Source organism: Actinoallomurus acanthiterrae (genome assembly GCF_054775715.1).
The window spans coordinates 8,612,955-8,638,862 of the sequence record NZ_BAAHCO010000001.1; the positions used below are offsets into that span (position 1 = coordinate 8,612,955).

At 70.4% G+C, this 25,908-nt stretch carries 25 protein-coding genes; 10 read left to right on the top strand and 15 right to left on the bottom strand.

All coding sequences use genetic code 11. The features are described from left to right. Positions 1 to 32 precede the first annotated feature (32 nt). From hpnH to ACYVF7_RS40610, 10 genes are all read right to left on the bottom strand, one after another. On the bottom strand, positions 33 to 1,037 hold the full coding sequence (hpnH, locus tag ACYVF7_RS40565) for an adenosyl-hopene transferase HpnH (protein WP_460351262.1): 1,005 nt from the start codon (positions 1,035 to 1,037) through the stop codon (positions 33 to 35). Then, positions 1,034 to 1,732, bottom strand: coding sequence for a phosphorylase family protein (locus ACYVF7_RS40570; protein ID WP_460351264.1), 699 nt, complete (start codon positions 1,730 to 1,732; stop codon positions 1,034 to 1,036). The genes hpnH and ACYVF7_RS40570 overlap by 4 nt, the downstream gene beginning before the upstream one ends. Further along, positions 1,729 to 3,591 (bottom strand): squalene--hopene cyclase, encoded by a 1,863-nt coding sequence (gene shc, locus ACYVF7_RS40575; protein WP_460351266.1) that lies wholly within the window; start codon positions 3,589 to 3,591, stop codon positions 1,729 to 1,731. Before shc ends, ACYVF7_RS40570 begins: the two co-directional genes overlap by 4 nt. Further along, a complete protein-coding gene (locus ACYVF7_RS40580; protein WP_460351268.1) occupies positions 3,591 to 4,604 on the bottom strand; it encodes a polyprenyl synthetase family protein in 1,014 nt (337 codons plus the stop codon). The genes shc and ACYVF7_RS40580 overlap by 1 nt, the downstream gene beginning before the upstream one ends. Further along, entirely contained in the window at positions 4,601 to 5,998 is a 1,398-nt protein-coding gene (hpnE, locus tag ACYVF7_RS40585) for a hydroxysqualene dehydroxylase HpnE (protein ID WP_460351270.1), read from the bottom strand. Before hpnE ends, ACYVF7_RS40580 begins: the two co-directional genes overlap by 4 nt. Beyond that, entirely contained in the window at positions 5,995 to 6,852 is an 858-nt protein-coding gene (gene hpnD, locus ACYVF7_RS40590; protein ID WP_460351272.1) for a presqualene diphosphate synthase HpnD, read from the bottom strand. Before hpnD ends, hpnE begins: the two co-directional genes overlap by 4 nt. A 4-nt stretch (positions 6,853 to 6,856) precedes the next feature. Continuing rightward, complete coding sequence (gene hpnC / locus ACYVF7_RS40595; protein WP_460351275.1) at positions 6,857 to 7,687, bottom strand: squalene synthase HpnC; 831 nt, start codon at positions 7,685 to 7,687, stop codon at positions 6,857 to 6,859. Positions 7,688 to 7,925: 238 nt separating this feature from the next. Beyond that, positions 7,926 to 8,636 carry a polysaccharide deacetylase family protein gene (locus tag ACYVF7_RS40600; protein ID WP_460351277.1) on the bottom strand — a complete coding sequence of 237 codons (711 nt, stop codon included), beginning with the start codon at positions 8,634 to 8,636 and terminating at the stop codon, positions 7,926 to 7,928. Between the two features lie 76 nt (positions 8,637 to 8,712). Continuing rightward, positions 8,713 to 9,603, bottom strand: a complete 891-nt coding sequence (locus tag ACYVF7_RS40605; protein WP_460351279.1) for a DMT family transporter — start codon at positions 9,601 to 9,603, stop codon at positions 8,713 to 8,715. After that, on the bottom strand, positions 9,600 to 10,481 hold the full coding sequence (locus tag ACYVF7_RS40610) for a DMT family transporter (RefSeq protein ID WP_460351281.1): 882 nt from the start codon (positions 10,479 to 10,481) through the stop codon (positions 9,600 to 9,602). The genes ACYVF7_RS40605 and ACYVF7_RS40610 overlap by 4 nt, the downstream gene beginning before the upstream one ends. Before the next feature lie 169 nt (positions 10,482 to 10,650). On the opposite strand from ACYVF7_RS40610, the gene ACYVF7_RS40615 reads away from it, so the two are divergent. Continuing rightward, the gene (locus tag ACYVF7_RS40615) at positions 10,651 to 10,869 is read left to right on the top strand and encodes a hypothetical protein (RefSeq protein ID WP_460351283.1); all 219 of its coding nucleotides are present in this window, start codon (positions 10,651 to 10,653) and stop codon (positions 10,867 to 10,869) included. A 170-nt stretch (positions 10,870 to 11,039) separates the two neighbouring features. Here the strand turns inward: ACYVF7_RS40615 and ACYVF7_RS40620 are convergent, their stop codons facing one another. From ACYVF7_RS40620 to ACYVF7_RS40635, 4 genes are all read right to left on the bottom strand, one after another. Then, the gene (locus ACYVF7_RS40620; protein WP_460351285.1) at positions 11,040 to 11,831 is read right to left on the bottom strand and encodes an SAM-dependent methyltransferase; all 792 of its coding nucleotides are present in this window, start codon (positions 11,829 to 11,831) and stop codon (positions 11,040 to 11,042) included. A 232-nt stretch (positions 11,832 to 12,063) separates the two neighbouring features. Beyond that, positions 12,064 to 13,839: an LLM class flavin-dependent oxidoreductase gene (locus ACYVF7_RS40625; RefSeq protein ID WP_460351287.1), complete on the bottom strand. Its 1,776-nt coding sequence runs from the start codon at positions 13,837 to 13,839 to the stop codon at positions 12,064 to 12,066. A 55-nt stretch (positions 13,840 to 13,894) separates the two neighbouring features. After that, positions 13,895 to 13,999 carry a DUF397 domain-containing protein gene (locus ACYVF7_RS40630; RefSeq protein WP_460351289.1) on the bottom strand — a complete coding sequence of 35 codons (105 nt, stop codon included), beginning with the start codon at positions 13,997 to 13,999 and terminating at the stop codon, positions 13,895 to 13,897. Next, positions 13,996 to 14,808 carry a Scr1 family TA system antitoxin-like transcriptional regulator gene (locus ACYVF7_RS40635; protein ID WP_460351291.1) on the bottom strand — a complete coding sequence of 271 codons (813 nt, stop codon included), beginning with the start codon at positions 14,806 to 14,808 and terminating at the stop codon, positions 13,996 to 13,998. The genes ACYVF7_RS40630 and ACYVF7_RS40635 overlap by 4 nt, the downstream gene beginning before the upstream one ends. 120 nt (positions 14,809 to 14,928) lie before the next feature. Between ACYVF7_RS40635 and ACYVF7_RS40640 the strand changes: the two genes are divergently transcribed. The 7 genes from ACYVF7_RS40640 (at position 14,929) to ACYVF7_RS40670 (ending at position 22,296) form a co-directional block, all read left to right on the top strand. After that, on the top strand, positions 14,929 to 15,705 hold the full coding sequence (locus ACYVF7_RS40640) for an ATP-binding protein (RefSeq protein WP_460351293.1): 777 nt from the start codon (positions 14,929 to 14,931) through the stop codon (positions 15,703 to 15,705). A gap of 95 nt (positions 15,706 to 15,800) precedes the next feature. After that, positions 15,801 to 16,958, top strand: a complete 1,158-nt coding sequence (locus ACYVF7_RS40645; protein ID WP_460351295.1) for a GmrSD restriction endonuclease domain-containing protein — start codon at positions 15,801 to 15,803, stop codon at positions 16,956 to 16,958. Further along, entirely contained in the window at positions 16,955 to 18,136 is a 1,182-nt protein-coding gene (locus tag ACYVF7_RS40650) for an AAA family ATPase (protein WP_460358382.1), read from the top strand. Before ACYVF7_RS40645 ends, ACYVF7_RS40650 begins: the two co-directional genes overlap by 4 nt. 46 nt (positions 18,137 to 18,182) lie before the next feature. Continuing rightward, the gene (locus ACYVF7_RS40655; protein WP_460351297.1) at positions 18,183 to 19,100 is read left to right on the top strand and encodes a hypothetical protein; all 918 of its coding nucleotides are present in this window, start codon (positions 18,183 to 18,185) and stop codon (positions 19,098 to 19,100) included. Between the two features lie 232 nt (positions 19,101 to 19,332). Beyond that, positions 19,333 to 19,668 (top strand): YciI family protein, encoded by a 336-nt coding sequence (locus ACYVF7_RS40660; RefSeq protein ID WP_460351299.1) that lies wholly within the window; start codon positions 19,333 to 19,335, stop codon positions 19,666 to 19,668. Continuing rightward, positions 19,665 to 20,897: an RNA polymerase sigma factor gene (locus ACYVF7_RS40665; protein ID WP_460351301.1), complete on the top strand. Its 1,233-nt coding sequence runs from the start codon at positions 19,665 to 19,667 to the stop codon at positions 20,895 to 20,897. The genes ACYVF7_RS40660 and ACYVF7_RS40665 overlap by 4 nt, the downstream gene beginning before the upstream one ends. Positions 20,898 to 21,138: 241 nt before the next feature. Beyond that, on the top strand, positions 21,139 to 22,296 hold the full coding sequence (locus ACYVF7_RS40670; protein WP_460351303.1) for a hypothetical protein: 1,158 nt from the start codon (positions 21,139 to 21,141) through the stop codon (positions 22,294 to 22,296). A 7-nt stretch (positions 22,297 to 22,303) separates the two neighbouring features. Here ACYVF7_RS40670 and ACYVF7_RS40675 read toward each other — a convergent pair whose 3' ends face one another. After that, positions 22,304 to 23,440, bottom strand: coding sequence for a serine hydrolase domain-containing protein (locus tag ACYVF7_RS40675; RefSeq protein WP_460351305.1), 1,137 nt, complete (start codon positions 23,438 to 23,440; stop codon positions 22,304 to 22,306). Positions 23,441 to 23,576: 136 nt separating this feature from the next. On the opposite strand from ACYVF7_RS40675, the gene ACYVF7_RS40680 reads away from it, so the two are divergent. Both ACYVF7_RS40680 and ACYVF7_RS40685 read left to right on the top strand, forming a co-directional pair. Beyond that, positions 23,577 to 23,921 carry an effector-associated constant component EACC1 gene (locus tag ACYVF7_RS40680; protein WP_460351307.1) on the top strand — a complete coding sequence of 115 codons (345 nt, stop codon included), beginning with the start codon at positions 23,577 to 23,579 and terminating at the stop codon, positions 23,919 to 23,921. A gap of 14 nt (positions 23,922 to 23,935) precedes the next feature. Continuing rightward, positions 23,936 to 25,876 (top strand): caspase, EACC1-associated type, encoded by a 1,941-nt coding sequence (locus ACYVF7_RS40685; RefSeq protein ID WP_460351309.1) that lies wholly within the window; start codon positions 23,936 to 23,938, stop codon positions 25,874 to 25,876. Positions 25,877 to 25,908 lie beyond the last annotated feature (32 nt).

The following is a 25,908-nucleotide window of genomic DNA, read 5'->3' on the forward strand; positions in this document are numbered from 1 at the left end:
ACGTCGGCCCGGGCACGTACCCGGTCGGCGGCTCAGCCGTTCCGTACCGCGCGCAGGGTCTCCTTCAGCGAGCCGAGCGTGGCGAACACGGCCGTGGGCTCGTAGCCGCAGTGCGCCATGCAGTTCGCGCAGCGGGGGTCGCGTCCGCGGCCGTAGGCGTCCCAGTCGGTCTCCTCGATGAGTTCCTTGTACGTCCGGGCGTACCCGTCGGCCATCAGGTAGCAGGGCCGTTGCCAGCCGAACAGCGAGTACGACGGGATCGCCCACGCCGTACAGGGAAAGTCGATCTTCCCTTCCAGGAAGTCGAGGAACAGGGGTGAGTGGTTGAACTTCCACCGCCGGCGGTCGCCGCCCGCGAACACCTCTCGGAAGAGCCGCCGGGTGTCCTCGACGCCGAGGAAGTGCTCCTGGTCCGGTGCCTTGTCGTAGGCGTACGCCGGGGAGACCATCATCTGGTCGACGGCCAGGTCGTCGTTGAGGTAGTTCAGCACGTCGACGACGGTCTTCGGGTTGTCGGTGCTGAAGACGGTCGTGTTGGTGGTGACGCGGAAGCCTCGGCGCTTGCACTCGCGGACGGCGGCGACGGCCTCGTCGAAGACGCCCGGCTTGCACACCGAGGCGTCGTGGCGTTCGCGCAGGCCGTCGATGTGCACGGTCCAGGCGAAGTACGGCGAGGGCTCGAACTGGTCGATCTTCTTGGGGATGAGCAGCGCGTTGGTGCACAGGAAGACGTACTTCTTGCGCGCGACGAGTTCGCGGACCATCCGCCCGATCTGCGGGTGCATGAGCGGTTCGCCGCCCGCGATCGAGACCATGGGCGCACCGCACTCCTCGACCGCGGCCACGGCCTGCTCGACCGGCATGCGCTGCCGCAGGACGTTCGCAGGGTGCTGGATCTTCCCGCAGCCGGCGCACGCGAGGTTGCAGGCGAACAGCGGTTCCAGCTCCACCAGCAGCGGGAACCTCCGGACGCGGCGCAGCTTCCGGCCCAGGATGTAGGCGCCGATGCGCAGGCTCTGGCGAAGCGGCATCGTCATGACTCGACCTCCGGAGGCGTGGACCCGGCTTTCCTGCGCCGTTGATCCTGGGCCCGGGTCGCGGGGCGTGGACCGGCGATGCGCGCCCACTCGACGAGGACCGGGGCGACGCGGCGCAGCCTGCTCCGGGCGATGAGTACACGGCGGACCGTGCCGACCCGCAGCAGCGGGACGGCCGGGGTGTCGACGATGACGCGTACGGCGGCGAACGGCGTTCCGGTCGCGACCTCGGCGAGCGGCCCGGTCTCCATGTCGACGGCGCGTACGCCGGCGGCGGCGAGCCGCAGCCGCTCCGCGCCCGTGACCAGGTTCGGTGAGGTGAACAGCGGTCCGGTCCGGGCGTACAGGCCGGCGAGCGCCAGTTCTTCGGCGATCCGCTTCGCCGAGGAGCAGGGGAACACCCGCTCGCCGAAGCGCACCTCCGTCGCCACGAGCACGTCGCCGGGGCGCAGCCCGACGTCGAGCGCGCCGCCGAACCCGGTCACGGCGAGCGCGTCGTGCTCCGGCAGTCGCCCGGCGGCGCGGGCGGCGCGGCGCGGCCCGAGGCCGGTCCGGATGACGCGGACGTCCGGCGGTGTCCCGGGATCGCCGGTCCGGGTGGGCCGCGGCATCGCGGCACCTTCGGACTGCGGGAGCCCGCGGCGGACGGCCCGGGCCTCGATCCGCAGGGCGGTGCAGATGACCAGCCTGGTCACGGGTTCACCGGACCCAGGTAGCGGCCGAGCGCGCTGATCGGGAAGACCAGCCGGTAGAGGTGGTAGTTGATGTAGAAGTCGCCGGGGAAGCCGGTGCCGGTGAAGTAGGGCTCGTCCCAGGTGCCGTCCGCGCGCTGGGCGCCGACCAGCCACTCCACGCCCCGGTCGACCGCCGCCGAGCGTTCGCCGGCGGCGAGCAGCCCGATGAGCGCCCAGGCGGTCTGGGAGGGCGTCGAGTGACCGCGCCCGATCCAGGCGGGATCGCGGTACGACCGCAGGTCCTCGCCCCAGCCGCCGTCGTCGTTCTGGTGGCGTTCGAGCCAGTCGACGGCCCGCCGGACGCACGCCCGCTCCGGGCGCACGCCGGCGGCGACGAGCGCGGGGAGCACGGCGCCGGTGCCGTAGACGTGGTTGGCACCCCAGCGGCCGAACCACGAGCCGTCCGGCTCCTGGGCCTTGAGCAGCCAGACGACGGCGCGGCGCAGCACGTCGTCCGATCCGGGCGGGTACTCGTGCGCCAGCGCCTCGACCACGTGCGCGGTGACGTCCGCGGACGGCGGGTCGATCACCGCGCCGAAGTCGCAGAACGGCAGGCGCAGGCACAGTTCGCGGGTGTTGTCGGCGTCGAACGCGGCGAACCCGCCGTCGCGCGAGACCATGCCCGCCATCCAGCGCAGCCCGCGTTCGATCGCCGGCCGTACGCCCGGATGGGCGACCCGGCGCAGGGCGAGGATGACCTCGGCGGTGTCGTCGGTGTCCGGGTAGCCGTCGTTGTCGAACTCGAACGCCCAGCCGCCCGGCGGCAGCGACGGCCGCCGTACGGCCCAGTCGCCGGGTCCCTTGACCTCCTCGTCGAGCAGCCACCCGGCGGCCCGGACGAGGCCGGGATGGTCGCCGGGCACGCCCGCGTCGAGCAGGGCGTTCACGGCGAGGGCGGTGTCCCACACCGGCGACTGGCAGGCCTCCAGGCGGCGGCCCCGCTCGTCGCGGATCGTGAACCGGTCGAGCCCGGCCAGGCCCCTGCGCATGACGGGATGGTCGAGGCCGTAGCCGGACAGGTGGAGGGCGATCAGCGAGTACACCCACGGCGGCTGGATGCCGCCCCAGGAGCCGTCCGGCTCCTGCCGGGCGACGATCCACTCGGCGGCGCGGCGCAGGGCCGCGCGGCGCAGGCCCGGCACGGGCCGCCGCTGGTACCGGTGCAGGACGCGGTCGAGGGCCCCGAAGAAACCGTCCCAGCCGAGACGCGGCCGGCGGCGCGGCATGCGGCCGGTGCGCAGCTCGTCCAGGTCAAACGGCAGGGGCCGCACCGGACGCCGCGCGCTCACGATCGTCAGCGGCACGACCGTCTGCCGCGCCCAGCACGCCCAGTCGTAGACGTTGAGGGGGAACCACGGCGGCAGGAAGATCAGCTCCGGCGGCATGACCGGCAGGTCGGTCCACGGCCACTGCCCGAACAGCGCCAGCCAGATCCGGGTGAAGACCCGGCTGCCCTCGATCCCGCCGTTCCGCCGCACGAAGGCGGCGGCGGTACGCATGTGGCGCGCGTCGGCGGGGTCCCCCGCCAGGCGCAGCGCCGCGTACGCCTCGATCGTGGTGGACAGGTCGCCGGGCCCGTCGTGGAAGTTCGCCCAGGACCCGTCCTCGCGCTGCTCGGAGCGGATCCAGCGGGCGGCCTCGGCGGTGTCCTCCGCCGTACGGATCCCGAGGAACTCGCGGAGCAGCAGGTCCTCGGCGTCCATCGTCACGTTGGTCGCCAGCTCGGCCTTCCACCACCCTTCGGCGGACTGCAGGCCGATGAGGTGGTCGCAGGCCGCCTTGAGAGCGACGTCCGCGCCGGTACGGGGCTCTGTGGTCACTAGTGATCCCGGGATGCGATGAAACGGATGATCTGCCCGAACTCCTCGCGGACGCCTGGGGGCAGGTCCAGGGTCGCCAGCTGCCGCTCCGCCGCGTCGAGCCGGTGCTCGGTCTCGGCCTCGGCCCACGCCCTGCCGCCCGCCTCCTCGACCAGCCGGGCGGCCTCGCCCAGCTCGGCGTCGGACAGCGGGTCCGGGTGGGCCAGCAGCTTGGCGAGACGCTCGCCCGCAGTGGTGCCGCTGGTGATGGCCGCGACGATCGGCAGGCTCTTCTTGCGGGCCCGCAGGTCGGCCAGGACCGGCTTGCCGGTGAGCTCCGGGCTCCCCCAGACGCCGAGCAGGTCGTCGGCGAGCTGGAACGCCAGGCCGGCCTGCGCGCCGAACGCCGCCAGCGCCGCCACGAGGTGGGCGGGCCCCTCGGCGACCATCGCGCCGATCGAGCAGGAGCAGGCCAGCAGCGAGCCGGTCTTGTCCGCCGACATCCGCCGGCACTCCTCCAGGCTCACGTCGTCCCGCGCCTCGAACTCCAGGTCCGACGCCTGCCCGGCGATCAGCCGCTGGACCGCAGCGGCGAGGCCGCGCGCCGCCCACACCCCGCCGCGGGTGCCCAGCTCCAGCAGGAGTTCCCCGGCCAGGACGAGCAGCGCGTCGCCGGCGAGCATGGCGGCCGACCGGCCGAAGACGGTCCAGGCGGCGGGCCGGTGCCTGCGGGTCCGGTCCCCGTCCATGATGTCGTCGTGGAGCAGGGAGAACGCGTGCACGAGCTCCACCGCCGCGGCGGCCGGCAGGCACGTGTCGATGTCCGCGCCCGCCGCCCGGGCCGACAGGATGGCCAGCGCGGGCCGCAGCACCTTGCCGCCCGGTGTCGCGGGCCGGCCGTACGCGTCGTTCCAGCCCAGGTGGTAGCCCGCGACCTGGGCCGTCATCGGATCGAGCCGCGCGACGGCCGTGCGCAGGACCGGTTCGACGAGCGGGCGCGCGCCGGCGACCGACGGTGGGACGGTCTCCGTCATGAGGCGGCCCCCGTCAGCCTCTTCCGGACCAGACGGGCCGCGGTGAGTCCGCTGCGCACGGCTCCCTCCATCGTGTCGGGCCAGCCCGTGTCGGTCCACGAGCCGGCGAGGTACAGCCCCGGCCACCGGGTGGTGGCGGCGGGACGGAGCGCCCCGCTGCCGGGTGCCTGGCGGAAGGTCGCGCGGCGTTCGCGCGTGACGAAGAAGTCGGCGAGCCGCGCCCGCCGCGTCGCGGGGAACAGCTGCTCCATCGCCGGGACGAACTCCGCGCGGAGCTTGGCGGCCGGCTCGTCGATCCAGCGGTCCGCCGCCGACACCGAGACGGCGAGGTACTGACCGTCGCGGGCGCCGGCGGCCCGGGTCCGATCGAAGATCCACTGCACGGGCGAGTCGACGACGGCGGCGAACGGCAGGTCGGTGACCGGGCGGTCGTAGTGCAGGTGCACGTTGACGATCGGGCTCTCGCCGAGCCCCGCCCAACTGCCCCGCTCGGGCGCGGCGTCCCACGGCACCAGGTGCGCGGCCTGCCGGTGCGGGGTAGCGACGATGACGGCGGACGCCTCGATCCGCTCGCCGTCCACCACGATCACCGGGCCCGGCTCGATGGCGGTGACCTTGGCCGCCGGCCGTACGGACCCGCCCTGCCGCTCGATCGCCGCTCGCGCGGCCGTGCCGTGCAGGTCGCCGAGGGGCACGGCCGGGACACCGATGTCGGCGGCGTCCGCCCGGCCCAGCAGCGCGGTCCGGAACACCATCGCCGCCGGGCCGAGGGCCGCGTCCTCGACGCCGATGTTCAGGGCGGCGACCGCGAACAGCTCCCACAGCGCCCGCCGCGCGGCCCCGCTCTGCCCGTGGGCGGCCAGCCACTCCCCCAGGGCGATCCGGTCCAGAGCCGGGTCGCCCGGGTCCAGCCCGCGCAGGGCGAGCGCACACCGTACGGCCCGCAGCCGGTCGGCCGGCCGGAGCAGGGCGTACGACGCCAGGGCCGGCATCAGGTGCAGCGGCCCCGGCAGCGCCGCGCGACGCAGTCGCCCGGACCGCCCGGCCGGCGTGAGCACCCGCAGGTCGAAACGGTCCTGCATGCGGACGCGCGTCGTGCCGCCGATCCGTTTCAGGAGGCCCTGGTAGGCCGTGCAGCAGCGCAGGAACACGTGCTGGCCGTTGTCCACCACCAGGCCGTCGCGGGCGAAGGAGTGCGTGGCGCCGCCCAGCCGGGGACGCGCCTCGTACAGGGTCACCGGGAGACCGGCCTCGCCCAGCGCGAGCGCGGCGGCGATGCCCGCCAGGCCACCGCCCACCACCGCGACCGGCGCGCCCGGGTTGGACGCGGACGCCGGCCGACGAGGGCCCGGCTCGTTCGCCGGCGTGCGGGCGTCCCCGGAAGTGGCGGTCACCGGCCGGCTCCGACGAGGGCGCGCGCCGCGACCATGGCCTTCTCCCAGGTCGGGAGGGCCGAGCGGGCGGCGAGCGCGGCCATCGGGTCGGTGGCGATCCGCTCGAGCAGGGACTGGTAGATGCCGGCCATCGCCGCCGTGCAGGCCGCGCTGCGCCGGTCCAGCAGGGGCAGCAGCCGCAGGCCCCGGACGTACCAGCCGCGCGCCCGGTCCGCCTCGAACCGGATCAGCGCGGCGAGCCGCTCCGGCGGGTCCGTGAACACGCCGTCGGCGTCGACGCCCAGCGTGCAGCCGAAGCGGGCGAGGTCCTCGGCCGGCAGGTAGACGCGTCCGATCAGGCGGTCCTCGCGGACGTCCCGCAGGATGTTGGTGAGCTGCAGGGCGATGCCGAGGGCGTCCGCCAGCGGCGCGGCCGTCTCGACGTCGTCGGCGCCGAAGACGCCGAGGGAGAGGCGCCCCACCGACCCGGCGACGCTGCGGCAGTACGCCACCGCGTCCTCGACCCGGGTGTACGTCGTGCCGCGCACGTCGGCCGTGCATCCGTCGATGAGCTCGTCGAACGCCGCGAGGGGGATGGGAAGACGGCGGGCCGCGTCCTTGAGGGCGACGAGCACGTGGTCGCCCGGGTCGGCCACCGGCTGGTGCAGCGCGGCGCGTTCCTCCTCGAGGCGCTCCAGTCGCTTGTCGGCGGGTCCGTCCCCGTCCCCGATGTCGTCGATCCGGCGGGCGAAGGCGTACACGGCGCTCAGCGCGCGGCGCTTGGGCCCGGGCAGGAGGCGGATGCCGTAGGAGAAGTTCCGCGCCTGCGTGCGGACGATCTGCTCACAGTGTCGATAGGCCTCGGATGCGCTCACCGGCTCACCTTCCTGTCGCGAGGACACGCAGCCACGTGGTCAGCAGCCGGGACCGCCGGGGGCGGACCGCCTGGCCGAGGACGTCGTGGTCCACGGCCTGGAGCTCGTTGATCGTGGCCCGGCCGCCCGCGATGTAGCCCGCGATCGCGACCCGCGCGGATCCCCTCAGCATCGCGACGAGGGAGGTCCCGGCGTCCAGGAGCCCGGTGGCCCGGGTCGTCTGCAGGGCGACGACGCGGCGAAGCCCGTCAGAGGTCGTCGTACGGACGAAGTCGTCGTCGGTGCAGCCGAACCGGCGCAGGTCCGCGCCCGGCAGGTAGACGCGGCCCCGGGCGTAGTCCTCGCCCACGTCCTGGCAGTGCTCGACCACCTGCAGCGCCGAGCAGACCTGGTCCGACAGAGCGCAGCTCCGCGGGTCGGCGACGCCGAAGACGTGCAGCACGATGTGCCCGACCGGGTTCGCGGACAGCTCGCAGTAGGCGAGCAGATCCTCGAAACTCTCGTACCGGGTGACCGCCTGGTCGCGCCGCCCGGCCCGCACCAGCTGCCGGAACGGCTCCGCCGGGATCCCGAACGCGGTGACGGTGCGCTCCAGCGCGCCGACCGCCGGCACCTTCGGCGTGCGCCCCGCGTAGAGGCGCCCCAGGTCGTTGTCCACGATGTCCAGCAGACGCTGGCGATCCGCGGGTGGGGCCTCGTCTCCGACGTCGTCGATGAACCGGGCGAAGCCATAGATCGCCATGAGGTGGCGGCGGTATCCGCGCGGCAACAGCCGTGATGCGACGGGAAAATTCTCCCGGCGCGCCTTGTATATGACGCCCTCTGCCGATGACACGGGTTCACAATTTCCCTGGAGAGACGCCGTAAACAATCGCGCGGCGGACAATCGTTACGTCGGCTCGATATCGACCATGATTTGACTCGCAGACGAGTCAACGGTTGCGTCGACCAGGTCGAATGTATACTCAGCCCTTCGTCGCCAAGCGAGGAAAACGCTCGCCAATACAGGCCAACGAAACTGCAATGAAAAGCACAACAAAAGACCGTGGAAGCCTTCTCGAAAATGGACCGGCTCAGGGCACCCCGTGCTCGGCCAGCGGTCCCACGCGCAGGCCGAGTTCGCGGCATCGGGCTACCAGGCCCGGCAGCGCGCCGAGGGCCGAGCGCCAGGCGCCGGGGGCCGAGGTGTGGTCGCAGTCGTGGAGCAGCACGGTCGCTCCGCCGCGAAGGCCGGGGGCCAGCGTGGCCAGCACCGAGACGGGGTCGGCCGAGCGGGTCCAGTCCTTCCCCCACGTCGTCCACAGCACCGGCCGCAGCCCGCGCCGGCGGGCGGCCGTCAGCGTCTCCGCGCTGAGCACACCGTACGGCGGCCGGTACCAGACCGGCTCGGCTCCGGTGACGGCGGCCACGAGGTCCGCCGCCCTGGCGATCTCACCGGTCACCCGGCCGGGCCGGGTCAGCAGCGCGTTGCGGTGCCGCCAGCCGTGCACGGCGATCTCGTGGCCCTCCGCCACGATGCGGCGCCCGAGATCCGGATGGCGGGCGAGGGTCTCCCCGACGACGAAGAAGGTGGCCCGGCAGCCGAGCTGGTCCAGTTCGGCGAGGAAACGCGGCGTGGACCCGGGGTCGGGGCCGTCATCGAACGTCAGGGCGACGTGGTCGGCGTCGCCCGCCCCCGCCAGGCCCGGCAGCCGGCGGCGTACGGCCGGCAGCCAGGTCGCGGCCGGCCCGGCGTGCAGCAGCGCCAAGCCGGTCAGCCCCAGGGTCAGCGTGGTCCGGCACATCGGTCCAAGTCTGCGGGAGGCGCGGTCATGGCTCCGGCAAGACATCGGCTGCCGATCCTCAGCGCCGAATCATCGCTCAGGGGTCCGGACGGGGTTCGGTCCCCGGATCGGGCGGTTTGACGTGGGCGTGCCGGCGGATCGGCGGTGACTGCGCCAGCCGCGCGCTCCCGTACAGGATCAGGCCGATGCCCAGGACCTCCGGGACCGCCCAGCCGTCCAGCCGGATCTCCTCACCGAACAGCCCGACGCCGTACGCGATGCTGGCGACGGGGTCGGAGACGTTGAGCGCCGGTTGCACGGCCACGAGCGTGCCGCTGTGCAGGGCGTTCTGGAGGAGGAACAGGCTGCCGAGGCCGGCCGCCACCATGGCCCACACCGACCAGGAGGTCAGCAGGGCGGCCGCGCCCTCGGGCAGGACCTCCGTGGCCTCCTTCATCAGCGCGGCGGTGAAGGCGAACCCCAGGCCGGAGGCGACCCCGAGCAGGGCGGCGCGAGCGGAGCCGCTGGTGACCCTGGCCATCGAGACCAGGTAGGTGATCACCCCGGCCGTCACCAGGGTGGCGATCGCCCAGTCGATCCGGCCCGGGTGCCGGTTCCCCGGAGACGGGGCGGCGGAGGCGAGGAGGACGGCCAGCCCGATGGTCAGCGCCCCGACGGCCAGCCAGGACTCCGCCCCCAGCCGGATCCGGAACATCCAGGAAATGAGCAGCATCGTGATCGGCAGTTCGGTCACGAGGAGCGGCTGGACCAGGGCCAGACCGCCCGTCGTCAGCGCGGCCGCCTGGAACAGGAAACCGGCGATGAGCGCGACGATGCCGCCGAGCCATTCCGGGCGGCGCACCAGGTCCCAGATGAGCGCGAGCCGGAAGGCCTCGTCGGCGGGCGCCGACCGGGCCGCGCGCCGCTGCAGCACCGACGCGAGGGCGTTGCTCGCCGCGGCGAGGACCGCGAACAGGACGGCGATCATCCCGGCCCGCCCTCCATTCCCCCGCTCGTGTCCGGCCCGGGCTTGCCGAGGACCGAGGAGCGCCCGAGGACCGCGATACCCGCCACGATCATCATCAGACCGAGGACCTCGGCCACGAGCGCGGTCCCCGTCAGCCGGAGATGCTCGGCGAAGACGAGGATGCCCAGGACGATCCCGATCACCGGCTCGACCGCCGTCATGGCCGGCAGCGAGATGCCGATCGGCGCGGCGTCGAACGCGCTCTGCGCGAGAAGCAGGGACAGCACGGCGATCACGACCAGGGCGTACGGCTGCCAGCTGCGCAGGCCGACCGCCAGCCCTTCGCCCAGCATGAGCAGCGAGCTCCGCGTCAACGCGTCCTGGACCCCGAACAGCATCCCGGCGGCGGCCGCGAACAGCATCGCCTTGGTCCGCAGCGAGCGCGGGGCGGCGGCGAGCACGAGCATGGCCGCGACCGCCAGCACCACACCGGCGCCGATCCAGCGGAAGGACCAGGGGCCCGTCGTCCGCCCGCCGTGCGGCTGCCCGACGGCCAGAAAGATCACCGCGCCCAGGGTCACGAGCAGCCCGCCCCCCAGGACCTCCCGGCTGAGCGGCTCCTGGTAGACGAGGTGCGCGATGACGAGTGCGAATATCAGGTTGGTCGCCAGCAGGGGTTCGACCCGGCCGAGGTCGGCCTCGTCGAGCGCGAACGCGCTGAGCACCTGCCCGCAGACCATCGCGGCGATGCCCAGCAGCCAGACCGGCTGGCGGATGAGGTGGGCGAGCAGCCGCATTCGCAGCATCTCGTCCAGCGGCTCGCGGTAGGCCACGTGCTGCTGGGCGACGAATCCGATGCCGAGGAAGCAGGCCGCCGCGAGGGCGAGGAACGTCTTCATCGGCCGCCCGCCGAAATCACCCTACGGGTCGTACCCGTACCTCACGGCTTGTACCGGACGCCGACCTGCGGCCCTTCCAGCGGCCAAGAAGATCGAAACAGATTACGAACGGTTTAAAGAACACTATTATTCACTCGACAAATGACCTGGAGAGCCGCACAGTAGACGCATGCGCATCGTATTAACGGGGATCGGAATCATCGGTGCGGGCCTGTTCATCGACTGGATCGCCGGGCCGTACGCCGCCGTGGCGTTCACCTTCTTCGGGGTGTGGGCCCTGCTGCTCACGCTGTCGGCCGCCTTCGCCTCGGGTCCGGCGCCGACGCCGGAGGAGACCCCGGCCGACGAGCCCGTCGGCGACGACAGCCGCGTCGCCAACGGGTCGTAGCGGGATCCCGGCCACGGGGGCGGGATCCCGGCCATGGGGGCGGGCCATGGGGGGCGGGCCAGATCAGGGCTTGTGCCCGGCCATGGGGGCGGGGCAGATCAAGGCTTGTGCCTGGCCACGGGGGGCGGGCCAGATCAAGGCTTGTGCCCGGCCACGGGGGGCGGGGCAGATCAAGGCTTGTGCCCGACCCCCGCGTAGCCGTCGACGGGATCGCCGGTCAGGTCGGGGTGCACGGGCCGCCACCGGGTGATCTCGACCAGCCCCGGGTCCACCAGGTCAAGCTTGTGGAAGAACCTGGCGATCTGCTCCACCGACCGGGCCGTCATGGGGGTGGTGCCCTCGGCCTGGTTCCACATCTCGATGGCCCGGTCGGTGCGCTCGCCGTGCACCACGTTCGTCGTGGCGTACAGCGCCAGGTACGACCCGGACGGCAGCGCCGCGACCAGGCGATCGACGATTCCGAACGCCTCCTCGTGGTCGGGGATGAACTCGGTGATGCCCATGAGCATGAGCGCGATCGGCCGTTCGAAGTCCAGCGTGCGAGCGGTCTCCAGCAGGATCGTGTCCGGTTCCCGCAGGTCCGCATGGATGTAGGCGGTGGCGCCCTCCTTGGCGGAGGTCAGCAACGCCTGGGCGTACGTCAACACCAGCGGATCGTTGTCGACGTAGACGATCCGGGCTGCGGGCGCGGACCGCTGGGCGACCTCGTGGGTGTTGTCGGCCGTCGGCAGCCCGGTGCCGATGTCCAGGAACTGCCGGACCCCGGCCTCCTCCACCAGATAGGACACGGCGCGGTTGAGGTACTGGCGTGACTCGCGGGCCAGCCGGGCCACCTCCGGCAGCACCTCCAGAGACTGATCGCCCGCTTCCCGGTCAACGGGATAATTGTCCTTGCCGCCGAGCAGGTAGTTCCACACACGCGCGGAATGCGGCACGTCCTTGTTGATCTTCTGTTCGCTCACCGAGGCCTCGGAATCACAGGGAACATGTCGATCTTCGAACGTACGGGCCGCCGGTTTGATCCCGGTTCGGAACGCCTGGTCCGCTCGCGGCCGGATGTGGTCGTGACAGGGACCATCCCCGTCACGACCACCGCTGTAGGCCGTGTCACGACCACCCACTGCCGTAGGCCGTGTCACGACCATCCACCGACGTAGGCCGTCAGGCGCGGATGCCGAGCAGTCGTGGAGGCGGTCAGTCCCGAAGTCCGGGCAGGACCTCGGCGGCCACCGCCTCCAGGACCTTCTCCGAGCCGGCGTAGACACCCTCGCGCCGAGGCCAGGGAGCCACGACATCGGTGAACCCGAGCTCCCCGGCCCGGCCGAGGAAGTCCCGGTAGGTCTCCACCGACGACACCGAGAACACCGGCGCGGCGTCGGTCTGCACGAACCGGCGGACCTCGCTCCGCTCCCGTCCGGCCTCGTCCAGAGCCTCGTCGAACCGGGCGGTGGCCTCGGCGACGCTCCGCCACCAGGCCTCGAGGTCGTCCTCTCTGCCCCCCGTGGTGATCCAGCCCTGCCCGAAACGAGCGGCCACCCGCATCGCCTTCGGCCCGTTGGCGGCCACGACGAACGGCGGGCGAGGCGCCTGCACCGGTCCGGGCGCGTTACGGGCGTCCACGGCGGCGTAGTACTCCCCGGTGAGAGTGGTCTTCCCCGTGGTCAGCAGGGTGTCCAGGAACTCCACGAACTCCGCGAACCGCCGAGACCGGCTCGCCACCCGGCCGGCCTCGCCGAACACGGTCGAGTCATAGTCACCGGAGCTGCCCGCGCCGACGCCGAGCGTGAACCTGCCGCCCGACACGTCGTCCAAGGCGAGGATCTCCCGCGCGAAGGGCACCGGATGCCGGAAGTTCGGCGAGGCCACGAGCATGCCCAGCTCGATCCGCTCGGTCGCCCGCGCGGCCAGCGCCAGCGTCGGAACCGCGCCGAACCACGGCCCGTCCACCAGCGACCGCCACCCGAGGTGGTCGAACGTCCACGCGTGGTCGAACCCGTACTCTTCGGCCCGCCGCCACTTCGGCTCGGCCTCCGGCCAGCGGTACTCCGGAAGGATGACGATTCCCGCCCTCATCTGCACGCTCCTCGGCGATGGTCGATCAGCCGGCGGCGTCAGTCTCCACGCCGCCCTGGCCGGAACGATACGACGAGGTAGTCGTCCAGCGGCTGGTAGCCGATGCGCCGGTGGATCGCGTTGACCCCTGGGTTGGCCAGGTCGGCGAAGACCACGACCTCCTCGGCTCCGGCCTCGACGGCGGCCCGGCTCACGGCGGCCGTCGCGGCAGCGCCGTACCCGTGACGCCGGTGCTCGGGCGGCGTGTAGACGGGCGCGATCCGCGTCATGCCCGGCGACCATCCGGGTCCGGCCCGCGAGTGCCACGGGGACCCCGTCCCGCTCCCAGATGGTCAGACCGCCGTACGAGATCCGGTCGTCGACGGCGGCGCCGTGGTCGCCGGGACGCTCCCGGATCTCCCGCTCGGCGTCCTGGTACCAGCCGAGGAGCAGGTCCCGGTCGGCGGGCCGGGCGAGGCGAGCGCTGCCGGGCACGTCCGGCGGCTGGGCCTCGACGAGCCGGTACAGGCGGCGGCGCTCCCAGATCTTGTGGTCGGCCCCGGTCTCGATCCGCCAGCAGGTGGCGAACCCCTGGGCCGGCTCATGGCGCCCGGTCACTCCCGGCAGCCGCCGCCCGTCGTCCGCGAGGGCCCCGGCGAGCTCCTTGACGGCCTGCCCCGGCATCGCGCTGAGCAGCAGCGGAAAGGGCGGCGTGTGCACGAACGCGCCGGCCACGCACCCGGAGACGTTCGACCAGGCCCCCATCACCGCGGGCGCGTCCCCGTACGCCGCCGGCCCCCGTGCCCGCAACGACTCGACCACCGTGATCAGCACGGTGTTCTCGATCGGCCGAGATCGGAGGAAGCCCCCTGCGGCCAGGTCGAATTCCGCGATGTCGCCCGTAATGACCCACCCCATAGGGGCAATACTGCCCGGTATGGGAGCGATTCCACACCCTATGCAAAGATCGTGATCAAGCCTTCACGAAGATCCCGACAGCGTCGAGAACGGCGACCTCGACGCATTCCCCGCCAGAGTTCATGCTCCTGCTGCTCTTACGCCACCCCGGACTCGTCACATGACCTCCATGATGCGCTTGATCAGGTCCCGTGATGGACCCTCGGGCAGCGCATGCTGTCCGATCCGTTCGTAACGTAGCGCAAATGAGGCCACTTCATCGATATTGGGGACGAGTCGCCCTCCCCCAGGAGCCTCCACGTAGGCCACCTCACCGAACGGCTCGGCAAGCCTAAGAATCATGAACGACCCGTCAAGGCCTTGGTGATGTCCGATCGACTTCGGGACAACACGCACTCCGATGTTCGGTCGCTCCGAGAGTTCGAGGAGGTGCGCGAGCTGCGCCTTCATTACCGCCGCTCCACCGCACGGCAACTCCAGCAGTCCCTCGGACAGCAGGACCCACAGAACGGGTGCGTCCTCACGATCCAAGATCGCCTGCCGTGCGAGGCGGCCTTCGAGCTCGGTCTGCACGTCCTTGACTCCGCCAGTCGCCAGACCCGCCCTTGCGTAGTCGGGCGTCTGCAGGAGACCGGGGATGAGGTTCACCTGCCAGATTTTGATCACGGAGGCTCGGGCCTCGAGGTCGAGGTACTGCTTGAACCAGTCCGGATCATGACCGAGCGTGGCATACCAGACCAAAAGCGAGAAGATACCGCCGGTCTGCCATTTACGGTCGATTGCCTTCGCTCGCGTTTCGTCGAGTCGCATCTCGCCGGTCTCCAAGCGTGAAACTGTCGACTTGGAACCGCCGAGGACCTCCCCCATCAGCTCCCCGCTGAGCTTGCGCTGCTGGCGACAGAACCGCAGGTAGTACGCGATGAGCGCCCACATCGACGACTTCGGGTCCGGTGACTCCCGAAAGCTCATGCCCATCCTCCGACGTTCCGGCAAGTTGCGAGACTTATCAGCAACCGAGACGACTTTAGGGCGGCAAAGGCAGGCTGTTGCGCGGAATACAGAAATTCACGATGCGCAAGGACGGTCGAAATGACGAATACCGCGCAACCCGGATATATGGCCGTCACCGAAATCGTCGAAGGCGGCGCGTGCGCGTGGCCGCTCCCGCCGGACCCGCGCTGCGCCTCCGCCGGCCGGTCTCTGGTCCACGGCACCCTGACAACGCTGCGGCTGCCCGGCGACCTGGTCGACGCGGCGGTGTTGTCCGTCAGCGAACTGGCCACCAACGCCCTCAACCACGGGCTGCGCGCCGGCCCGTACGACACCATCGTGCCGCCCGAGCTCTGGATCTGGCGTCGTACCACTCCGGCGCCGCAGCTCGTGGTGGCGGTGTTTGATGCCTGCCGGAGCGTCTGGCCGGACACGACGCCAGGCGACCTGCTCGCCGAACACGGCACGGCCCTGGGAATCGTCGGCGTCGTCGCGAAGAGTTGGGGAGCGCACCTCTCGCGATCCCGGCTGAGCCCTGGTGGCCTCCAGGTGGCGGGCAAGGTCGTCCGGGGCGCCTTCTCCGTTCCGAGCTCGTGGCCCGGCGCACCTCGGATCGTCACGCCTGCCACCGCCGCCCGGCGCCTGGCCACAACGCTGTCCGCCCGCGGGATTGGGAACGTCGCCCACCGTCATGAGGTCGGTGTGTCCCAAGTGAGCGTCCCGCTTCCCGCAGGCGGCGTCGTGAACGTCTGGGTGCGATCGGGAGTGCTCGGCTTCGCCGATCCGGGAGGCGGCCGCGTCTATCGGCCCATCGCCGATCTGCACGATGTTGCCGAACACCTCGTACGCCGAATCGAGGAGCACTCTTCGCCGTGATGGCGACGCCTCGGCGACAGGCCCCTCGATACTGTGGGATCACGCTGCCTGACCCGGCGGGCGGTTCATCGCGAGGAAGGATCGGCGCGATCGGCGTGAGCGAGAGCCCTGAGGTAGAGGTCCCAGTCGAGTACGACTCGAAGGGCCGGAGCACGGGTGTCGAATACGAGGAACAGCCGGACGATCTGATCGACGAGCCGTTCGACCCGGCGCGCATCGACGTGCAGACCCGGACCATGACGGTCGACCTGCTGCTGGCAAGGCTCCGCCGTGGTGTCCTCGATCTCGCTCCGGACTTCCAGCGGTTCGCCGGGATCTGGAGTGAAGAGGATCAGAGCAAGCTGATCGAGTCCCTGCTGCTGCGGATTCCCCTGCCCACCCTGTACGCGGCTGAGAGCGGCGACGAGAGCTGGGCGGTGGTGGACGGCATCCAGCGGCTCACCACGATCGCACGCTTCGTCGACCCGGTAGTGGTGGACGCCCAGCCGCTCAAGCTTCAAGGCCTGGAGTATCTGCGTCAGTACGAGGGCCGTGAGTACGCCGAGCTACCCGGCGGGCTGCAGACGAGGATCGACGAGACGGAGCTGATCATCCACCTGATCAGGGCCGGGACCCCAGAGCCGGTGAAGTTCAACATCTTCGCTCGCATCAACACCGGAGGCCGGCCGCTGACGCATCAAGAACTCCGGCACGCCTTGATTCCGGGCAGAGCCCGCGATCTCCTCCAAGAGCTCGCCGAAACTGAGGCGTTCCTCACCGCTACCCAGCACAGTGTCCGGCCGGAACGAATGGCCGACCGCGAGATGGCTCTTCGATTCCTGGCCTTCCGGCTCACCGATCCCATGTCGTACCTGCGCGGGGACATAGACGCGTTCCTCCGCCAGGCGATGAAGCAGATCAACACCCTCCGCCCAAAGGAGGTCGCCCGGCTCACGGATGAGTTCACGCGTGCGATGCGGTTCGCATACATCATCTTCGGCGAACACGCCTTTCGGAAACGATTCCACGGCCAAAGCAGGCGACTCCCTGTCAATAAGGCACTTTTCGAAGCGATCTCCGTGAACCTCGCCAAGCTGCCCGATAGGCGACTCAACACGTTGCTGGAGTGGCGCGATGTGATAAACAGTGGGCTGATGGATCTGATGGACGACAGCACATTCCAGCAGGCCATATCCGTCGGGACCGGCGATGTCAAAAAGGTCCGCCTGCGGTTCGCCGCCGTCGAATTGCTGTTCAGAAAGGTCGCGGATTGATCGATAAGCTGTCCATCACGAACTTCAAGGCGTTCGCCTCGATGGACATCCCCCTCGGGCCGTACACTCTCCTCTCCGGCCTGAACTCCTCTGGCAAGAGCACAGTGCTGCAAGCCCTGGCCCTACTGCGCCAGGCGGACGCCGAAGGACTCCTCGAGGACTACACTCGCTTTCCGGATGGACGAGCAGGAGGTTTCCCGCTTAACGGGGAACTGGTCGAACTAGGGACCGGTCAGGACATCCTGCACGAGGACTACATCGTCGAGGACGGAGAGGTCCCGCATATCGGATTCGGGCTCTCCTCCCACGAGGGCTCATCGTTCGAATGGCGGGTCCGGTACGGCCGCGAAGACGACCTGCTCACGATGATCCCTGACGACACGATCGACGAGTGGGAGGACATCCGCTCCGACGAGGAGAAGGATGCGGAGAAGGCCGCCTTTACCCTGTTCAACTTCGGTTTCCAGTACCTGCGAGCCGACCGGATCAATCCCGCGGTGACCTATCCCCGGTCGCACGAGATGGCCGTTCGGCGTGGGTTCCTCGGCGTCCGTGGCGAGTACACGATCGACTTTCTGCGAAATTCCCAGGACGAGCCGGTGCCGTTCGCCTCTCTGCACCACCCGGACGCGTCGCCCCGGCTGCTCGACCAGGCCGAGGCGTGGATGAGCGAGATCTGCCCCGGCGTGAAGATCGAGGCGGCTGCCATCGAACAAACGGACCTCGTCCGTCTGGGCTTCCAGTTCACCCGCGAGGGCAGTCCGACGACCAGGCCGCGCCGCCCGACCAACGTCGGTTTCGGACTGACCTATGTGCTCCCGGTTGTCATCGCGTGTCTGACGGCCCGACCGGGAACGATGATCCTTCTGGAGAATCCCGAGGCGCACATCCATCCGCAGGGTCAGAGTGCCATGGCGCGGCTGACTTGCGCCGCAGCGGCGGCCGGTGCCCAACTCGTCGTCGAGACGCACAGCGACCACATTCTCAACGGTGTCCGGCTGGCGGTGAAGCGCGGACTCCTGCCTGCCTCGGACGTACGGCTGAACTACTTCCAGCGGGAAGCCGACGGCCGCATCGACGTCATCAGTCCCGCCTTGGGGCCCGACGGGATGCTGTCGCACTGGCCGCCGGGATTCTTCGACGAGTGGGATCGCTCGCTCGACCAGTTGCTCGACTGATTCTCTGATCATCCTTCCGCCGTCCCCCGCTGCGAAAGGCTCTTGAGTGCGCGTCCTGTTGTTCTTCAACGAGTTGTCCTGCGCGACCCCCATGCGGGAGGACGACATCGACAAGGCGATGGCCCGGTTCGTCGGCCTCCTCAGCCAGATCGTGCGCTGGCGTCCGGATACCGCGCTGGTCTCTCAGGTGGTGCTGAAGGAACTTGAGCTGGCTCCGGGCTACTTTCTCGTCCAGTGGGCCGGACGCCCGGCCAACCGGGACTACTGGCGCCGAATCCGCGGCCTTCAGCAGCGAGCGCCGTTCAGCTCGGTGCTTCCCGACGGAGCGGGAGAGGGAGCGGACTATTTCGTCGGCGAGCAGCGGGCAGAAGCACTCGCGGCCGCGGATCTGCTGGACGGCATCCTGGTCAGTCTTCTCGGCGAGCCCGTTTGGGACTCGGCGTGGATCGAGGCGAGCAAGGAAATCCTCGAAGAGAAGCCGGACGGGGAACCCTGTGTCCGGGAAAGCCGGGTCGAGGTGCGGCACGCCGCGAGCCTCGACCACGCCACGGTGCACGAGGAGCACATCAAGAAGGCCGGTCTATCCGAGCTCTCCTCGGGTGCCGAAATCTGGGAGGCACGCGGTGAACTCTTTCCGCACCTGCGCTTCCTCTCGCGTACGGAGCGCGATCTGCGGAGACTTCGGGTCGACTGGGTCATGCCCGTCGCGCGAGAGCTCCGCCGCCTGGACGACGCGGTCGCCGAATGGGACCCGACGACGCAGCCCGAGCCGGGCTGGTCCGACGTCGACCCAGAGGGCGAAACACGCAAGCGCCTGTGCTGGTTCGAGGACTTCGATGGCGAGCTGCGGCTGTTCGATCAACACGCCAGGTTCAATCCGGGCGTAGGCCGAATCCACCTCGCATTACGACCCGGCGAGCGCAAGGCCACGATCGCCTACATCGGCCGGAAGCGGGGGATCTGACTAAGGCGGGCGGCGCCATCTCCGGCCTGCATGATGTCGCCGAGCACCTCGTACGCCGCGTCGAGGAGCACGCCGCTCCGTGACAGGCCGCCCTGTACGGGCGGGGTGCCGCCAGACGGGAAAGTTCCGCTTGCGGTGACACGCGGCGACGAGCACCCTCCTGCTCCGTTCGCGAAGCCGCTCTGCGCCCCTCGGCTGTGCTGCGTGCAGCCGGTCGGGCAGAATTCGTCGCATGAAGTACGTGCTGCTGATCTGCGATGACGAGACGGTCTCGCCGACCAACGAGGAGCTCGCGGCGGATCCAGTGCATCAGGCCTGGGTGGCGGACCTGGATCGGCGCGGGGGCGCGCTCGTCGGCGCGCGGCTGCGTCCGGTCGTGGACGCGACCACGGTCCGTGTACGGGAGGACGAGACGCTGGTCTCGGACGGGCCGTTCGCCGAGACCAAGGACTTCGTGGGCGGCTTCGTGATCGTCGAGTGCGCGAACCTGGACGAGGCGATCGAGATCGCCGCCGGTCATCCGTACGCGCGCTGGGGCGGCGTCGAGATCCGTCCCGTGTGGGAATGACCGCGCCCGACGACCAGGTACGGGCCGCGGTCGACGCCGCTTATCGGGACGAGTGGGGCCAGGTGGTCGCGACCCTGATCGGATCGACCGGGGACTGGGATCTGGCCGAGGAGTGCGCGCAGGACGCGTTCGCCGCCGCACTGGAGAGCTGGCCGCGCGACGGCGTCCCGCGCCGTCCGGGCGCCTGGCTCACCACCACCGCCCGAAACCGCGCGACCGACCGGCTGCGCCGCGATGCCGCGGGGACGGCCAAGCTGCGCCAACTCGCGGTGCTGGCCCGCGATCCCGGCACACCGCCCGTGGACGAGATCCCGGACGAGCGGCTGCGGCTGATCTTCACCTGCTGCCACCCGGCGCTGCCGTTCCCGGCCCGGGTCGCGCTGACCCTGCGTACGCTCGCCGGGCTGAGCACCGCCGAGATCGCCCGGGCGTTCCTCAGCGCCGAGCCCGCGATGGCGCAACGGCTGGTCCGCGCCAAGCGCAAGATCCGGGAGGCCGGCATCCCGTACCGCGTGCCACCCGCCGAACTCCTCCCGCAGCGGCTGGCCGCCGTCTTCGCGGTGCTCTATCTGGTCTTCAACCAGGGCTACGACGAGGAGTACGACCCGCAGGACGCCCGCCGGGACCTGACGGCGGAGGCCATCCGACTGACGCGGGTTCTGGTCCGCCTGATGCCGCACGAGCCCGAGCCCCTCGGGCTGCTCGCGCTGATGCTGCTGCACGAGGCCCGGCGCGCGACCCGTACGGACGACGGTGTGCTGGTCACGCTGGAGAAGCAGGACCGCTCGCGGTGGGACCGGGCGCTGATCACCGAAGGCGTGGCGGCGCTCGACCAGGCGCTGGCGATGCGGCGCGCCGGGCCGTACCAGTTGCAGGCCGCGATCGCCGCCTGCCACGCCACCGCGCCCGACGCGGCGAGCACGGACTGGCCGCAGATCGCGGGCCTGTACGCCGACCTGGCGAGGCTGGCGCCATCGCCGGTCGTGGACCTCAACCGAGCCGTGGCGGTCGCGATGGCGGACGGCATTCCTGCCGGGCTGGCCCTGGTCGACGAACTCGCCGCGTCCGGCCGGCTCGAGGGGTACCACCTGCTGCCCGCCACCCGGGCCGACCTGCTCCGCCGGGCCGGCCGTACCGCCGAGGCGAAGGCGGAGTACGAGGAAGCGCTGAAGCTGGCGCCCACCGAGGCCGAGCGCCGCTACCTGACCGGCCGCCTCGAAGAACTCTGAGTTCTGCGGGAGCACGCGTTTGAAAGCGGCGTGAAAACTCACCGGCGAGGACGCGCCTCATACGCCTCTTAAGTCCGGAACTTCAGCAAATGGCCAGGCCGTGAATTCGCTGATGAAGGCCCACCGGACCCGGCGCCATCGATGCCGTACGGAAGTGGCCGGTGACAGATCGCCATCTTCTCACCTTGACCATTCGCGGTCAGGTATTTACCGTCACGAAGCCCGCTCATCCGGAGGTCACATGTCCGTCCTCAAGCGTCGTCGTACCTCACCGCGAGGCCGTGCGCTCCTGTTCGGCGCGGCCGTCACCGGCCTCGTCTGCGCCGCCTGGACGGCCCAGGCCACCGTCGCCTCCGCGTCGGCCTTCCCGGGGGCCGTGGGCTACGGCGCCGGCGCGACCGGTGGCGCCGGCGGCACGACGTACCACGTGACCAACCTGAACGACTCGGGCAGCGGCTCGTTCCGCGACGCGGTCAGCGCCTCCCACCGGATCGTGGTGTTCGACGTCGCCGGCTACATCAAGCTGTCTTCCGCCGTCTCGGTCAACAGCGACATCACGATCGACGGCACGACCGCGCCCGGCCAGGGTGTCGGCTTCATGGCCCGGGAGGTGTCGTTCGCGAACTCCTCCAACGACGTCGTCCGCAACGTCCGGTTCCGCGAAGGCACCCTCGACCCGGCCAGCGGCAAGGCCAGCCTGTCGCTCTACCAGAGCAGCAACATGATCTTCGACCACGTCTCGGTCGAGTTCGCCAAATGGGACGACATCGACGCCGTCGGCGCCTCGAACATCACGATTCAGGACTCCATCATCGCCGACCCGATCGGCCAGCAGTTCGGCGCGCACACCGAGGGCGGCCCCTTCACCTGGTACCACGACATCTTCGCCAACTCCCACAACCGCAACCCGCTGGCGAAGGCCAACACTCAGTACATCGGCAACGTCGTCTACGACTACCAGGCCGGCTACACCGCCGGGAACTCCAGCGGCAAGTTCACCCACGACGTCGTGGACAACTACTTCATCACCGGCCCGAGGACCACCAGCGCCTCCAACGCCTACTACCAGATGGGTTCCAACCAGTCGACCTACAACAGCGGCAACGTGCTCGATTCCAACCGCGACGGCTCGCTGAACGGCTCCTCCCTCGCACTCGGCGGCGGCAGCGCCGCGCTGAGCTCCCCGTGGTCCTCGCTGACCCCGGGCCTGGTCTCCTCGGCGGGTAGCGCCGCCTCCGCGTACGCCCACGACATCGCGCAGGCCGGAGCCCTCCCCCGCGACCAGGTGGACACCCAGGTGATCGGCGACGTCACCTCCCTGGGCGCGAAGGGAGACCTCTGGACCAGCCAGACCGCGACCGGTCTCGGCAACGACGGCTACGGCACCCTGACCGGCTGAACCCCGCTCACCGCTGGGCCGGGTCGCCGCAGAACTCATCGGCGAGGAGCGCGTTGATCTCGTCTCCGGCGGCCTTGCTCAGCGTGAGGCTGCGGTTGACCGAGATCGTGATCTGGCGTGGGCCCTGAGGGCTGGTGAAGCTGTACGTGCCGTACCCGGGCACGCCCCCGACGTGGCCCCAGACCTGGCGGCCGCACATCTCGGCGTGCGCGAGGCCCAGCCCGTACGCGAAGCCGGGGAAGGCGGGTTGGGTCTGCTGCATCTGGCGCAGCAGGCCGGCCGGCACCAATCGCCCGTCGAGCAACGCCGAGTAGAAGAGGTTCAGGTCGTGGGTGGTGGACACGATGTCGCCGCTCGCCCACGCGGCGGACATGTTGAAGGTGGTGAGATCCGTCAACCGGGTCGGCGAATACACGGCCTCGTACCCGCGCGCCGACGGCCGCCGCAGCCGCGGGTCGTGTCCGGCGGGGTAGGTGTGCCGCAGCCCGGCCGGGTCCAGCACGCGCCGGGACAACTCGTTCGCGTAGCTGTCGCCGGTGACCTTCTCCACGAGCATGCCGAGCAGGACGTAGTCGGTATTGGAATACAGGAACTGGCGGCCGGGGGTGAACTGCAGCGGCTTCCGCGTGGCGATGCGCACGAGATCGGCCGGCGCGTAGTCCCGGTATCGCGACCGGGCCACGGTCTTCGGGGCCGGCCACAGGACGCTCCCGTAGTCGAACAGACCGCTTCGGTGCTGCAGCAACTGACGTACGGTGATCGGCTCGGAGTACGGCAGCAGCCCCGGCAGGTAGCGGTCGATCGGGGCATCGAGGTCGATCCGCCCATCCGCGACGAGGCTGAGCACCAGGGTCGCCGTGAACGACTTGGTGACGCTGCCGATACGGAACTGGCCGGAGGGGCGCGGCGGCTCGTGGGTGCGGAGATTCCCCACACCGGCCACGACGGAGCGGGTGCCACGCTCGTCGCGCGTCTCGACGCTGACGCCCGGCACGCCGGCCGCGACGACTCTGCCCGCCTGTCGCACCAGCGTCTGCCGAGACGGCGGCGGAGCCACCGATGCGGCGGCCGGTGCGATGGGCAGCGCTGCACCCACGAGTACGGATCCGGCGACGACGGCGGACGCGTGCTTGGAGATCTTCATGATGGCGAAGCTAGTGACGCGGCACGGCCCGGCACACTGGAGTCACCCCTCTGATCCGAGGTGGACCTAGCCCCCCACCGATCGAAGACCTGAGACACTGGCGGTCGTCGACGTTCTTGGGTGGCAGGAGGGTTCGGTGGATGTCGCGATCCGGTTCCCGGAGGAAGACGACGACGCCACGATCCGGTCTTTGTGCGAGTGGCTTCGGCGGGATCCGGACGTCTCGCGTGAGGTGACCGTGAGGTTGCTCGGCGCACCTGCGGGGCCGGAGGACCAGGGTGGTGCGTTCGAGGCCATTCAACTGGTCTTCACCGATCTCGTCAGCCTGGCGAACGTCCTCATCGCGTACGGCGCCTGGCGCTCCACGCGGACGAGCAAGCCCAAAGCCGAGTTCGAACGGGATGGCCGCCGCGTCGAGGACTCCGACGGGTCGGCCGACAGCCGGCAGCGAGTGATCGATGCGTTGTCCGAGAACGAGTGAGGCGCGGGCCCGTCGTGCCGGCGAGTCCCGAGCTCTCGCGTGCCGTCCTGGTCGGCACCGCCGGCTACGAGCGTCTGGAGCAGCTTCCCGGGGTCGCGCGCAACCTTGATCGCCTCAGGGCGCTTCTCGCCGATCCCGAGCTGTGGGGGCTGGGCGAGGACAACTGCGCGGTCATCCTCGATGCCGGGCGGGAGGTGATCGCCGGCGCGCTCGACGCGGCGGCGCAGGCCGCGCAGGACCTGTTCCTGGTGTACTACGCCGGGCATGGGCTGTGCGCCGAACACGATGGCGCCTTGTTCCTCGCCACGCCCGGCACCAGCCAGGACCACCTGTGGACGGCGCTGGAGTTCGAACAGGTACGCCTGGCGTTCCGCCGTACGCGCGCCGCTCGGAAGGTACTCATCCTCGACTGCTGCTTCAGCGGTCGCGCGATCGGCGCGGACATGGGCGTCTCCGGCGCCCAGGTGGCCGATCGCGCCCTTATCGAGGGCACCTACGTATTGACGTCGACCGCGTCGACGAGGACGGCGCTCGCCCCGCAGGGAGCGGAATTCACCGCCTTCACCGGCGAACTGATAGCGGTACTCGGTGAGGGAATCCCCGATGCCGGATCGGTTCTCGAGTGCCAACCGCTCTATGAACAGATCCGCCGCCAGTGTCTGAGCAAGTCCTATCCCGAGCCTCAGCAACGCAACACCAGCCTCGGCGGACGGATCCCGCTCGTACGGAACCGCGCTCACCGGGCAGGGCTCAAGTCCCGATCGGTGTCGCTGGAGCCCCTCGACTTTCGTGTCGAGGTCTTCCACAACGAGTACCTGCCGCGGGGCGGGGACGAAGTCAACGCCATCATCACCGTGACCGCCAAGACTCCTGGCGGCGTGGGCATCGGCGCGACGGCCGTCGCCCCGGAACGCAGGGCCGTCGTGTTCCTGCTGGGATGCGCGCCGTCCATGGACGACCCCTCCGGCCGGCTGCCCGCGGCGAAACGAGCAGTGATCGCGGCGATCGAGATGCTCGCGGACGGAACACGCTTCGCGGTGATCGCCGGCACCGGCGCGGCCACCGTGGTCTATCCCCCCGACAAGGCTCTGGCGACCGCCTCGCGCACGACACGTGGCGAGGCGAAAACGGCCGTCGACGGCCTGGGCACAGGTCCGGGAGTCGCGTTCGGCCGGTGGCTGACCGCAGCCGCCGAGCGCCTCGCCGACGTCGATCTCGCGCACGCGATCCTCCTCACCGACTCGTTCAACGACGCCGAAACCGATGCGGAACTGAATGCCGCGTTGGACGCGTGCCGGGGAAAGTTCAGCTGTGACTGCCGGGGGCTGGGCGCCGACTGGCACGTGGAAGAACTCCGCAAGATCGCCGCAAGGCTGAACGGCAGCGTCGACATCGTCATGCGCCCAACCGACCTGACCACGGAATTCCGGAACATGGTCTCGTCCTGGATGGGCAAGACCACGCTCAACCCGTTCCTGCGAGTTCAGACGCCCGATGGCGCCCAGGTGAAGAGCCTCAGACAGGTCGCACCGGCGGTCGAGGATCTCACCGCGTCCTTCGCCGCATCGGGCCGGGACACCCATGACTATCCACTCGGCGTCTGGGGCACCGAATCACGCGACTACCAGCTCACGATAGGAATCCCCCCGCGTAAGACCGGGATCGAAGTGCTCGCGGCCCAGGCGAGCATCATCAGCACCGACGCCCCTGACGGGGAGGAGGTCGTCGCGCAGGCCCTGATCCCCGCGTGCTGGACCGACGACGAAGCCCATACCCGCATCAACCCGCAGGTCGCGCACTACACCGGTCAGGCCGAGCTGGCCGCCGCCATCGAGACGGGCCTGCACCGTCGCACCGCCGATTTCCCGGCGACTTCCTGCCCATCCTGCGGGCAGGCCCTTTCTTATGCAGACCGATTCTGCGAGACATGCGGACACGACGTCCGCCGACGCTAGTGGACCTGTACGGCGCGCGGAACGGGGACTCT